This window comes from Kribbella sp. NBC_01505 (assembly GCF_045040285.1).
Taxonomy (GTDB): Bacteria; Actinomycetota; Actinomycetes; order Propionibacteriales; family Kribbellaceae; genus Kribbella.
The window spans coordinates 1,432,037-1,444,005 of the sequence record NZ_CP109425.1 but is presented as its reverse complement, the minus strand read 5'-3'; the positions used below and the strand labels follow the sequence as shown (position 1 = coordinate 1,444,005).

At 68.0% G+C, this 11,969-nt stretch carries 11 protein-coding genes; 5 read left to right on the top strand and 6 right to left on the bottom strand.

The window, feature by feature from the left end; all coding sequences use genetic code 11:
* The first annotated feature begins 49 nt into the window (after window positions 1–49).
* Window positions 50–730, top strand: a complete 681-nt coding sequence (locus tag OG474_RS06405; RefSeq protein WP_405061270.1) for a ferritin-like fold-containing protein — start codon at window positions 50–52, stop codon at window positions 728–730.
* 54 nt (window positions 731–784) lie between these two features.
* The gene (locus OG474_RS06400; RefSeq protein ID WP_405061269.1) at window positions 785–1,987 is read left to right on the top strand and encodes a glycosyltransferase; all 1,203 of its coding nucleotides are present in this window, start codon (window positions 785–787) and stop codon (window positions 1,985–1,987) included.
* 19 nt (window positions 1,988–2,006) lie between these two features.
* On the opposite strand, the gene OG474_RS06395 is transcribed toward OG474_RS06400, so the two are convergent.
* From OG474_RS06395 to OG474_RS06370, 6 genes are all read right to left on the bottom strand, one after another.
* Window positions 2,007–2,279, bottom strand: a complete 273-nt coding sequence (locus OG474_RS06395; protein WP_405061268.1) for a GlsB/YeaQ/YmgE family stress response membrane protein — start codon at window positions 2,277–2,279, stop codon at window positions 2,007–2,009.
* 145 nt (window positions 2,280–2,424) lie between these two features.
* On the bottom strand, window positions 2,425–2,652 hold the full coding sequence (locus OG474_RS06390) for a DUF3107 domain-containing protein (protein ID WP_405061267.1): 228 nt from the start codon (window positions 2,650–2,652) through the stop codon (window positions 2,425–2,427).
* Between the two features lie 129 nt (window positions 2,653–2,781).
* Window positions 2,782–3,414: a TetR/AcrR family transcriptional regulator gene (locus OG474_RS06385; protein WP_405061266.1), complete on the bottom strand. Its 633-nt coding sequence runs from the start codon at window positions 3,412–3,414 to the stop codon at window positions 2,782–2,784.
* Window positions 3,415–3,524: 110 nt separating this feature from the next.
* The gene (gene ligD, locus OG474_RS06380) at window positions 3,525–4,451 is read right to left on the bottom strand and encodes a non-homologous end-joining DNA ligase (RefSeq protein WP_405061265.1); all 927 of its coding nucleotides are present in this window, start codon (window positions 4,449–4,451) and stop codon (window positions 3,525–3,527) included.
* A 31-nt stretch (window positions 4,452–4,482) separates the two neighbouring features.
* Complete coding sequence (locus OG474_RS06375; RefSeq protein ID WP_405061264.1) at window positions 4,483–4,872, bottom strand: hypothetical protein; 390 nt, start codon at window positions 4,870–4,872, stop codon at window positions 4,483–4,485.
* On the bottom strand, window positions 4,869–5,276 hold the full coding sequence (locus OG474_RS06370) for an MmpS family transport accessory protein (protein ID WP_405061263.1): 408 nt from the start codon (window positions 5,274–5,276) through the stop codon (window positions 4,869–4,871). The genes OG474_RS06375 and OG474_RS06370 overlap by 4 nt, the downstream gene beginning before the upstream one ends.
* A 43-nt stretch (window positions 5,277–5,319) precedes the next feature.
* Between OG474_RS06370 and OG474_RS06365 the strand changes: the two genes are divergently transcribed.
* From OG474_RS06365 to OG474_RS06355, 3 genes are all read left to right on the top strand, one after another.
* The gene (locus OG474_RS06365) at window positions 5,320–6,234 is read left to right on the top strand and encodes an alpha/beta fold hydrolase (protein ID WP_405061262.1); all 915 of its coding nucleotides are present in this window, start codon (window positions 5,320–5,322) and stop codon (window positions 6,232–6,234) included.
* A gap of 79 nt (window positions 6,235–6,313) precedes the next feature.
* Window positions 6,314–9,058 carry a Calx-beta domain-containing protein gene (locus OG474_RS06360; RefSeq protein ID WP_405061261.1) on the top strand — a complete coding sequence of 915 codons (2,745 nt, stop codon included), beginning with the start codon at window positions 6,314–6,316 and terminating at the stop codon, window positions 9,056–9,058.
* A gap of 141 nt (window positions 9,059–9,199) precedes the next feature.
* Entirely contained in the window at window positions 9,200–11,962 is a 2,763-nt protein-coding gene (locus tag OG474_RS06355; RefSeq protein ID WP_405061260.1) for a hypothetical protein, read from the top strand.
* The last annotated feature ends 7 nt before the right edge of the window (window positions 11,963–11,969 follow it).

The window sequence follows — 11,969 nt, the reverse complement described above, 5'->3', positions numbered from 1 at the left end:
ACCCCGGCAGCCGTTCTGGCGGCCCGCGAACACAGATAAGGTGCCGGGCATGGAACAGACGGCCTTCGACGATCCCGCCTACCGGGCCGCGGCGGTGGACCTGCTGGGAGTTCTCGCGTACGGCGAGCTGACCGCCTTCGAGCGGATGGCCGAGGACGCCAAGCTGGCCCCGACCCTCAACGACAAGGCGGAGCTCGCCGCACTGGCGACCACCGAGTTCGGGCATTTCCAGCAGCTGCGCGACCGCCTCGTGATCCTCGAGGTGGATCCGATGGCGGCGATGCAGCCGTTCGTCACGCCGCTGGACGCCTTCCACGACCACACCGCCCCGTCGGACTGGCTCGAAGGTCTGGTCAAGGCGTACGTCGGGGACGGCCTGGCCAACGACTTCTACCGCGAGATCGCGTCGTTCGTGGACGCGGAGACCCGGGCCCTGGTGCTCGAGGTGTTCGCCGACTCCGGGCAGGCCGAGTTCATCGTGGACCGGGTCCGGGCCGCGATCGAGGTCGACCCGAAGCTCGGCGGCCGGCTGGCTCTCTGGGGCCGCCGGCTGGTCGGTGAGGCGCTCAGCCAGGCACAGCGGATCGCCGCCGACCGGGACTCACTGGCGGCGTTGCTGGCCGGCAGCGTCGACCGCCCCGGGCTCGATTTGGCTGCCATTGGCCGGATGTTCACCCGACTGACCGAGGCGCACACGGCAAGGATGACTGCGCTCGGCCTGCAAGCCTGATTGGATGGCTGGCGTTCGTTGTTGACGGGGGTCGACGCCGGAGAGCCTGCCTGCATGACACTGTCCTACCGCCCGGTCCGCCTGGGCATCTACTCCGACACCCTGGTTCCGCGGGCCGACGGCGTGGCCGTCTCGCTGGAGGCCGCCGGCCGAGCCCTGTGTGAGCTCGGCGTCCAGCTCGAGGTGGTCGCGCCGTACGGCGCGAAGAGCCACCAGAGCAGGCTGCCGATCCGGTCAGTGCCGGGCACCGAGACCTGGGGCCGGGACTACCGCCTGGGCATGCTCCGGCCGACCCGGAACAAGCCGGAGTACGACGTGGTCCACGTGCACACGCTCGGGCCGATCGGCGTGTCGGGCCTGTACTCCGCGTGGCGCCGGCAGCTCCCGGTCGTTCTGACCTGGCACACGGACCTCGAGATCTACCGTGAGCACTACGCGGAGATCCGGCTGGCGATGTGGCTCGCGGGCAAGGCGTGGCGGGTCGGTCTCGGCGCACCGCGCGGCTACCAGCGCGAATGCACCGAGGTGCAGAACCTGCTGCGGGCCGTCGACCTGGTCGTCGCGCCGACAGCCAAGGTGCAGCAGCAGCTGGACGACCTCGGCTGTGAGGCGCCGACAGTGGTGCTGCCGAGCCCGACGCTCCCGATGCCCGCACCGACGCTGTCCGCCGCGGAGATCCGGCAGCAGCTCGACCTCGGTGCACAGGACCCGATCGTGCTGTCGGTCGGCCGGTTGAGCGGTGAGAAGAACGACGAGCTGCTGCTGCGGTCGTTCGCCGAGCTCCTGCGGATCCGGCCGGACGCCTGCCTGGTCATGGTCGGCGGGTACGCCGATCGGCGCCGGGTCACCGAGCTGGTGGACGGGCTCGGTATCGGCCCGCGGGTGCGGATGGCCGGCGTACTGCCACGGGCCGAGCTCGCCGGCTACTACCTAGCTGCGGACGCCGTGGTGATCGCCTCGGTTTCCGAGACCCAGTCCCTGGTCGCGCACGAGGCCGAGGCGGCCGGTTGCCCGCTGGTGGTAGTGGATCCGTGGCTGTTCCGCGGCCACGAGCGGACCCGGACGTTCGCCCCGGCTGAGCCGGCTGCGTTGGCCGCGGTGGTCGGCCAGGTCCTGCGCGCCCCGGACGCCACCCGTCCCTGGGCGCCGCGGTACCGGCCGGCGCCGCGTGAGCACGCCGAGAAGCTGCTGGCGCTCTACGAAGGCCTGGCATCACAACGGCCGCCTGCCCCGGGTGGGGTGGCGGCCGTCGGGTGATGCTGCTGAGGTCAGATTGTCAGGCTGACTTCGGTTTGCGGGCTGCGATGATGTAGATGACGATCGCGGCACAGACGATCTGGATCACGTACTGGAGAATGTCCGGTCCGTCGGTGTCCTTGATGTCGAGGAAGTAGGCGATCAGACCACCGATGAAGGCGCCGATACCGCCGCCGAGGATGGTCCAGCCGAGGCTGATGTTCTGCTTGCCCGGAAGCACGAGCCGCGCCAGCGGGCCGAAGATGACGCCTGCGAGCAGGCTGACGATGATCATCCAGATCCAGTAACCCACGGTTCCTCCTAGTGAGGGGTGACGGACCTGCGTCTGGGCGGCGCCCCGTAGCTACCAGACCACTACGACGCAGGTCTCACCGCACATGGTGCCCACCGAACCGGAATCCGGAACCCGGACACGCAGAGACGTGTCCGGAACGGGATCAGATCGCGCCGAAACCGACCTTACGGATCGAGACCTCACCGATCTCGACGTACGCCAGCCGGTCGGCCGGGATCAGGATCCGCCGGCCCTTGTCGTCGGTCAGCTCCAGCAGGTTGCTCTTGCCGCTGAGCGCGTTCGACACCTGCTCCTGTACCTCGTCCGGGCTCTGCTCACTCTCGAGCACCAACTCGCGATTGACGTGTTGCACGCCGATCTTGACCTCCACGAAACCCTCCGGGCACGCTCCGACCGGCGGCTCTCGCCGGTGACACTTCGAGCCTATCCGCTGCCGACCCCGAGCTCTCACCCGTCCGCCCAGAGCAGAACCTCGAGCCGGTACGGCGTGGGCGCGGATTCAGCCGTCAGTTCTGGGGAAACCGCGGATGCCGCGCCAGGCGAGTGAGGCAACCATGTCGGCGGCCTGCTCCTGCCCGAGCAACGTCTGGTCGGCCGAGGCCAGCCAGTAGCGCGCACTGACCTGGGCCATGCCGACCATGCTGACGGCCAGCACCATGGACTGCTCACGGTTCAGACCGGCGTCCGCACTGATCACCTCGGACACCGCCTCGGCGCAGGCGTGCGTGACGCGGTCGACCCGCTCGCGCACGGCAGGCTCGTTGGTCAGGTCCGACTCGAAGACGAGCCGGAAGGCGCCCTGCGCGTTGGCCACGTAGTCGTAGAACGCATGCACGGTCGCCGCGACCCGGAGCTTGTTGTCGTCCGTCGACTTCAGTGCGTCGTGCACCGAGGCCACGATCGCTTCGCAGGAGGTATCCAGCAGCGCCAGATACAGCTCCAGCTTGCCGGGGAAGTGCTGGTACAGGACCGGCTTGGAGACACCGGCGCGCTCGGCGATGTCGTCCATCGCGGCGGCGTGGTACCCGTTCGCGACGAAGACCTCCTGGGCCGCCTCGAGCAGTTGCGCGCGGCGCGCGAGCCGGGGCAGGCGGCTGCCGCGTTTCGGTGCGGTCTCCGGTGTCGTCGACACGTCGGCTCCTTCGGTGGTGCGGCACCGGCGGCAGGTCGCGCCGCCGGGTCGTAGCCGAATCCTACCCACCGGTGCTCCCAGCCAGTAGCTTCCCTGCCCGATGGCACCCTTCAGGACGGCAGCGGGCGCGGGTCGTCGTACAGCTCGGCCAGGACGTCGCCGTACTCCTCGATCCGGGCCAGGACCTCGTGCGGGAGGAACTTGAGCTCCTCCGGTCTGGTGGTCGAGGCCACCTCGTCCCAGTCGATCGGAGTGGAGACCCGGGGCTCGTCGGAGCCGCGCAGCGAGTACGGCGCCAGCGTGGTCTTCGCGCTGGCGTTCTGGCTCCAGTCGATGAAGACCTTGTTCGGCCGGAGCGCCTTGGTCATGTTCGCCGTCACGTCCTCCGGCAGAGCCTCCGCCAGCTGCTCGGCCAGCTGCTTCGCGAACGCACTTGTACGTCGCGACGACGCCGGCTCGATCGGCACATACAGGTGCATGCCCTTGTTGCCTGAGGTCTTCGGCCAGCCCTCGAGCCCGTAGTGGCCGAGCAGCTCCCGCAGCGCCAGTGCGACATCGCAGCACTCCACGATGGTCGCCCCGGGGCCAGGGTCGAGGTCGAACACGATCAGATCGGCCTGTGGGTCGCTGCCGTGCTCCGACAGCCCGATGCGCCACTGCGGCACGTGCAGCTCGAGCGCGGCGAGGTTCGCGAGCCACACCACGGTCTGGACGTCGTCTGCGACCACGAAGTCCGCCTCGTCCCGTCCGGTCGAGCTCCCGGGGGTCGGTAGCGTCTCGGTCCGCACCCAGGACGGCGTACCGCGTGGTGCGTTCTTTTCGAAGAAGTACGACGCGTCTGTCCCGTCCGGCCACCGCTTCCGGGTCAGTGGGCGGTCGGACAGGTGCGGCAGCAGGAGAGAGGCCACCTGGTGGTAGTAGTCGATCACCTCGGCCTTGGTGAAGCCGGTCTGCGGATACAGCACCTTGCCGAGGTTCGTGAGCTTCAAAGTCTGCCCGTCGACCTCGGTGGTCACCTGCTGCGACGCTGCTGCCATAACTCCCAGTGTCCACCCAGCCGGCGCCTATTCAGGGGCGGTACTCGCACTGGACGCCCAGACCGCGGCCCGGGAGGGAGTCCTCGCTCTTGGCCAGGTGGCCGTCCACCCAGATCTCACACCGGACGTCGCCGAGGTCGTCGTCCAGGGGGAAGCCATGGACCGACAGCTCCTGGTCTTTGCCGGTGGTGGTGAGATGCGGGCTCGCCCATGGCTGCGGGGAGCCCCACAGAAGCTCGAAGCCCTTGTGACCGTCCTGGTTGTAGCCGATGTTGATCTGCTTCGCCGTGCCGCTGAGCTTGTAGACGACCTCGTGGGTGTTCAGGTAGGCGCCGAACCTGCGCAGGAGGTCGATGCCGACGGCCCCGTAGCCGATCAGCATCACCGCGAGCACCAGAACCAGCGGCTTGGGCAGTTTCACGAGGCGAATTGCGAGCAGTGCGCGCCGAAGCCGGCGAAGAGGGACTCCTTGCTTTCGATGAGCTTGCCGTCCACCCAGATCTCACACCGCACCGAGCCCTTGTCGTCGACCTGCGGGTCCGTGCTGACCGACAGCAGCTGGTTCCTGCCCTTGATCTTGAGCGTTCCGCTGTCCCAGGGCACCGAGGCGTGCTTCAGCTCCACGGGGTCCTTGTCGCCGCCGTTGTAGCTGATCGACGGCAGGTCCGCCGTACCGGTGACCTTGTAGACGACCTCATGGGTCTCCTGGCTTGCGATCAGCATCCGGATGCCGGTGTAGCCGAAGAGGAACACCTGGAAGGCCGGGTAGGCGAGGACCACCACGAGGAGGACGATCAGTAGCGGTTTGGGGACTCTGCGCTTCATAAGTCGCAAGTGTTCCGGCCGACAGGGTCCTACCATGGGAATCGTGGAGAGTTACGGGGCAGTAACCGGCACTGATGTGCCGCTGGCGACACAGGAATGGCCGGCCCGACAGGTGCCGGTCGCAGGCGTGGACCTGCTGGTCAGAGACGTGCCGGACGCGGCGGCGGAGCTTCCGCCCGCGCTCTACGTGCACGGCCTGGGCGGCTCGTCGTTGAACTGGACCGCGCTCGGACTGCTGCTGAACGACACCGTGCGCGGGATCGCACCGGACCTACCCGGCTTCGGCCGTACGCCGTTGTCCGGTCCGGCCGGCATCTCCGAGCAGGCGGACGTGCTGGTGACACTGCTGGAGGGTGCGTACGACCAGCCGGCGCATGTCTTCGGCAACTCGATGGGCGGGGCTGCTGCCGTGGCTCTGGCGGCCCAGCGGCCGGATCTGGTGGCGTCACTCACGCTGGTGTCCCCGGCACTGCCGCATCCGAGAGTGTCGGCCAGTGCACTGTGGTTCGCGGCGCTGGCGACGCCAAGACTCGGACCGGTCGTTCTGCAGCGCACTCAGCGGCTCCCGTTCGATCGCCGCTTCCAGGCGTCGCTGGCGATGGTCTTCGGAGACCCACGCGCACTGTCGGCCGAGGTGCGCGCCAACTACGAGGCGGAGCTGCACCGGCGGGACACCGACCCGTGGAACATGCAGGCGACCACAGATGCCGCCAAGAGCATCCTGCGCTCGTCACTGACACCGCCGCGCCGGTCGCTGTGGGCAGACGCCGCGAGCGTGCAATGCCCTGTCCTGCTGGTGTACGGCGGCCGCGACCGGCTGGTCGACGCTCGGATCCGGACCAAGGCGCAGCGTACGTTCCCGGATGCGCGGCTGCTGTACCTGCCGAAGTCCGGTCATGTGGCCCAGATGGAGCACCCGGAGCAGGTGGCGGCGGCCTTCCGCGACCTGATCAGCTGAGCGTGCTGAAACTGCAGCACGGTTGAAATCGAACCGAATGCGCCAGATCAGTCAACCTTTCGTCCGCACGGGCTATCTCATGGAGAGCTGGTTCGTCGACGAGAGGAAGACCGTGCGCGTTCTGGGCACAATCACCCTGGGCATGGCAGCGTTGCTGGCAGTCGCTCCACTGACCGCACAGGCGGCGATCCCTGAGGCCCCGTCCGTTGCGAAGGGCAAACAGTGGGACGTCCGCGCGGTGCCTACCGGCTACCGCGTCACGCTGCGGCTGGACGCGCCGGTGCCGGTACGCGCGTCAATGCCCCTGCTGGCCGTGAACGGGACGCCGATGGGCGTGGCCAAGCAGTCGGCGGACGGGCGGACGCTGACCCTGATCACCACCGACAAGGCTGCTGCCGACGCGCACGACGTACAGCTCGTCTGGCCAGGTGACCTCGGTAACGCGAGTGCTCGCGCAACGGCCGTCGGACCGACCGATGCCTATTGGCTGGACGCCCGGAAGGGCCCACTGCTCAAGGACGACCCCGGCAAGGCCGGCAAGTACAAGGTCGAGACAGCGGAGTACAACCTCGGTGACGAAGCGGTCCTGCTGCCCGGACTCGGACAGAAGTCAGAGCTGCTCGGCAAGGTCTACGCACCGGTCGGAGCGGTCGGTAAGCGTCCGCTGGTGGTCTTCCTGCACGGCCGGCACGAGTCCTGCTACGGCGACGGTGTCGGCGACAAGCCGTGGCCCTGCCCGAAGGGAGCCAAGTCGGTCCCGAGCTACCGCGGGTACGACGGCCCGGCCAAGGCGCTCGCGAGCAGTGGCTACCAAGTGGTGTCGATCAGCTCCAACGCGATCAACGCCTACGACTTCGACGCGTACGACGGCGGTGCGCAGGCGCGGGCCGAGCTGGTTCTCGACCACCTCGCCCTGTGGAAGAAGTGGTCGACCGTCGGCGGTGGACCGTTCGGAGCCAAGTACGTCGGCAAGGTCGACCTACAGAACGTCGGTCTGATGGGGCACTCCCGTGGCGGTGAGGGAGTGACGCGGGCAGCCGTCGTGAACGCCGACCGCGGTGGCCAGTACGGCATCCGCGCCGTACTGCCGCTCGCTCCGGTCGACTTCACCCGCAATGCGGTCCCAGGTGTGGCGATGAGCGTCCTGCTCCCGTACTGCGACGGTGACGTCTCCGACCTGCAGGGCCAGAAGTACTACGACGACACCAGAAACTCCATCACTGGTGACGGCGCTGCTCGCTCCACGGTCACGGTGCTCGGCGCGAACCACAACTTCTTCAACACCGAGTGGACCCCCGGGCTGTCAGTGGCGCCGTCCAGTGACGACTGGGGTGGCGAGGGCAACGGTGCGCCTTGCGACGCCAAGTACGCCGGCCGGTTGAAGGCGAAGGAGCAGCAGGCGGTCGGTACGGCGTACGTGGCCGGGTTCTTCCGGTTGCAGCTGGGACACGAGAAGCAGTTCCTGCCGCTGTTCGATGGTTCGGACGCGCGTGCTGCCACTGCTGGCAAGGCTGTCGTGCGAGTGGTCGCCCAGGCGCCCCTGGCATCGCGGCGTGACGTGGCTGCCTTCGACAAGGCCCTGCCGAAGGGTGCGGTGACCGGCAAGGCCACCGCAGCAGTCTGTGTCGGTGAGACGGGCAAGGGTGCGTGTCTGACCACCGATGGCATGGGGGACGCACCGCACTGGGACCCAGCTGCGTTCGCCTCGCATGCACCGACCCTTGCGGTCACCAAGCTGTCCTGGACCGACAAGACCGGAGTGCTGCGGCTCAACCTCCCGACTGTGCAGCGTGACGTGCACAAGTACGCCGCACTGTCCTTCCGGGCCGCTCCGAACCCCGCCAGTACGCCGACCACCGACCTGACCGTTCGCGTCGTCGACGGTCGGGGCCGGGCGGCCGCCGTACCGGTGTCGACTGTGAGCGACGCGCTGGTGCGGATGCCGGGCAACAAGTCGTCCGGACTGCCGAAGAACCTGCTGCGTACTGTGCGGATCCCACTGTCGTCTCTCAAGGGCGTCGACCTGCGGGACGTGCGGGCGATCGAGCTGCGGACGGATCGGGTCGCCAAGGGTTCGGCGTACCTCAGTGACCTGTCCTTCTCGTCACCTGGTCTCGGAGTCTCGGCTCCGGTGGTGGCCGCGCCGAAGGTGTCGGTGACGGACGTCACTACCAAGGAAGGCGACAAGGGGACGACGTACGCGAACTTCGTGGTGCGGCTGTCCCGGCCGACCATCCGGACGGTCGTCGTGTACGCCGAGACCAGCCTGCCGTTCGCAGAGGTGATGCCGGTGGGTGATGTGGCGCAGGCGGTGGTCTTCAAGCCCGGACAGGTCCGGCAGACGGTCCGAGTGCCGATCAAGGCGAACACCCGCGACAGCTACGACATCAAGTTCGACGTGGAGTTGGCCGCGCCGCGCGAGGCGTTGCTGACCAAGTCGTTCGGGCACGGTGTGGTCCTCGACGACGACCCGTCACCGAAGTTCACGGTCGGCAATCTGACCACCGCCGAGGGCAAGGGTGAGGTCACGTTCCCGGTGAGACTGTCGGCCCTCAGTGACAAACACATCGGTTTCGGCGGCCTCTGGAAGGACGGCACGGCCGTCCTCGGCAAGGACTACCACGGTCAGTACGACCCGCCGGAGCACACCCTCACCGGTGGTATCGAGGTCGCGAAGCTCGACGGCGAACTGACCGTCACGGTGACCGACGACAAGGTCAAGGAACCGACCGAGACCTTCACCGCGTACATCGACACGGTGGACGGGATCGACGGGATCAAGCTGCCGATCACCGCGACCGGGACGATCCTCGACAACGACTGAGGCAACGACTGAGTCGAAGCTGTCGCAGGACTGAGATGTGATCGAGCGGCTGGTCGGGTCAACTTTCCTGGCGCCCACGAAGTCATTCGTTGTGGTCTGTTTCGTCGATTCGAGAGGACAACTGTGCGAGAGATCGGCAGATTGAGGCACCTGTCGCTGGGGATGGTCGCACTACTGGGGTTGGGGTTGACGACGGCGCCGTTCGCGTCCGCCGCGCCACCGGCGCCGCCGGAGCCAACCATTGCTCAAGGCAACAATTGGGACGTGCGTGCGGTGGCCGGCGGCTACCAGGTCACGCTCCGGCTGGGAGCGCCGGCGCCGATGCGTTCGGCACTGCCGCTGCTGGCCGTCGACGGCGAGCCGGTCGGGGTGGCCAAGCAGTCACCTGACCAGCGCACGCTGACCATGGTCACCACCGACCCGTCCGTTCTGAAGGCCAAGGACGTCAAGCTGGTCTGGTCCGGCGACGTCGACCAGGACGGCAAGAAGGCCGAGGCCCGTGGCAAGGCCGTGGGCGGCCCGAACGACGCCTACTGGCTGAAGCCGCGGTTGGGCGCGCTGCTCAAGGACGACCCGGCCAAGGCGGGCAAGTTCAAGGTCGAGACGTCGGAGTACAACCTCGGTGACGAGGCGGTCTTCCTGCCCGGACTGGGGCAGAAGTCCGAGGTCGTCGGCAAGGTCTACACACCGGTCGGTGCGAAGGGGAAGCGGCCGTTCGTGCTCTTCCTGCACGGCCGCCATCAGTACTGCTACGGCGACGCGACGACGCCGCAGGAGAAGCCCTGGCCGTGCGCCAAGGGCGAGAAGCCGGTGCCGAGCTACCGCGGGTACGACGGCGCGGCGCAGGCGCTGGCGAGCAACGGCTACCAGGTCGTCTCGATCAGCTCGAACGCGGTCAACGCGTACGACGGCGACGCGTACGACGCCGGTGCGCAGGCGCGGGCCGAGCTGGTCCTGCACCACCTGGAGCTGTGGAAGAAGTGGTCGACGACCGGCGGCGAGCCGTTCGGCACCAAGTACGTCGGCAAGGTCGACCTGCAGAACGTGGGCCTGATGGGCCACTCGCGCGGCGGTGAGGGTGTCGCCCGCGCAGCCATTGTGAACGCCGACCGTGGCGGCCAGTTCGGGATCCGTGCGGTGCTGCCGCTGGCTCCCGTGGACTTCGCTCGTTCGACGGTGCCGGGAGTCGCGATGAGCGTCATCCTGCCGACCTGTGACGGCGATGTGTCCGACCTGCAGGGGCAGAAGTTCTACGACGACACCCGCTACTCGGTCACCGGGGACGCAGCCACGCGGTCGACGGTGACGGTGCTCGGCGCGAACCACAACTTCTTCAACACCGAGTGGACCCCGGGCCAGTCCGAGGCGCCGTCCAACGACGACTGGGGCGGCGACGCGAAGGCCTCCCCGTGCGGTGAGAAGTACGCCGGGCGGCTGAAGGCCAAGGAGCAGCAGGCCGTCGGGACGGCGTACCTGTCCGGCTTCTTCCGGCTGCACCTGGGCAACGAGAAGCAGTTCCTGCCGATGTTCGACGGTTCTGACGCCCGTGCGGCGTCGGCCGGCCGGGCTGTGGTGCGGGTCGTCGCGCAGGCGCCGCTGGCATCGCGCCGCGACGTGAACCGTTTCGACCAGGCGCTGCCCGAGGGCGCAGTGTCCGGCAAGGCGTCCAGTGTGGTCTGCGCTGGTGCGCGTCGGCAGCCGTCCGGCCGGGCTGCCGGGTTTGTGCCGTGTCTGACGACCGATGGTTCTGGTGACGCACCTCACTGGGATCCTGCGGCCTTCGCCGCCCGTACGCCGACTCTGTCGGCAACGCGGTTCTCGTGGCGGGACAAGACCGGCGTACTGCACCTGAACCTGCCGGCTGCACAGCGCGACGTCAGCAAGTACGCCGTGCTGGGCTTCCGGACTGCTCCGGACCCGGCTGGTACGCCGACGACCGATCTGAGCGTCCGGGTCATCGACGGCAAGGGCCATACGGTCTCCGTGGCGGTGTCGAAGGTCAGTGACGCACTGATGCGGATGCCTGGCCCGAAGGAGTCCGGTCTGCCGAAGAACCTGCTGCGCAGCGTCCAGATCCCGCTGTCGTCGCTGAAGGGGCTCAACCTCAAGGACGTCCGTGCGATCGAGCTGCGGAGCGACAAGGTCGCCAAGGGCACGGTCTACCTGAGCGACCTGGCCTTCTCGTCGCCTGGCGTCGGAGTCTCCGCCCCGGCGGTGAAACTGGTGCGGGTGTCGGCGTCGGACATCAAGGTCAAGGAAGGCGACAAGGGGACGCAGAACCTCAACTTCGTCGTCCGGTTGAACCGGGCGAGCGCCCGGCCGGTCAAGGTGTATGCCGAGACCAGTGGTGAACATGGGGCCACTGTGGGTGACGTGGCAACGACGGTCGTCTTCAAGCCCGGACAGGTCAGGCGGACAGTCAGTGTGCCGGTGGAGGCGAACACTCGGGACAGCTACGACCTGAAGCTCGACCTGGTGCTGTCGGTGCCGCAGGACGCGCTGCTGGACAAGTCCTTCGGCCACGGTGAGGTCGTCGACGACGACCCGACACCGACGCTGACGGTGGGCAACCTGACCACCGCCGAGAAGAACGGCGAGGCGGGCTTCCCACTGAAGCTGTCGGCGCCCAGCGACAAGTACGTCAGTGTGACCGGTTCGCTGAAGGACGGCACCGCGGTGCTGAAGCAGGACTTCGTGAGCACCTACGAGGAGTGGGAGCCCGGCTCGCGGACGATCGACGGCTCCGTCGAGCCGGGCCAGACCACCGGGACGGCGATCGTGAACATCGTCGACGACAAGGTGAAGGAGCCGACCGAGACCTTCTCGGCGGTCTTCGACCAGGTCGACGGCGGTGAGATCAAGCTGCCGGTCACAGTGACCGGGACGATCACCGACAACGACTGATTGCTCC

What these genes read in the sequence shown, in the direction of transcription:
- OG474_RS06400 (WP_405061269.1), top strand. Translation starts at nt 785, where the DNA reads ATGACACTGTCCTACCGCCCGGTCCGCCTGGGCATCTACTCCGACACC.
- OG474_RS06360 (WP_405061261.1), top strand. Translation starts at nt 6,314, where the DNA reads ATGGAGAGCTGGTTCGTCGACGAGAGGAAGACCGTGCGCGTTCTGGGC.
- ligD (WP_405061265.1), bottom strand. Translation starts at nt 4,451, where the DNA reads ATGGCAGCAGCGTCGCAGCAGGTGACCACCGAGGTCGACGGGCAGACT.
- OG474_RS06370 (WP_405061263.1), bottom strand. Translation starts at nt 5,276, where the DNA reads ATGAAGCGCAGAGTCCCCAAACCGCTACTGATCGTCCTCCTCGTGGTG.
- OG474_RS06405 (WP_405061270.1), top strand. Translation starts at nt 50, where the DNA reads ATGGAACAGACGGCCTTCGACGATCCCGCCTACCGGGCCGCGGCGGTG.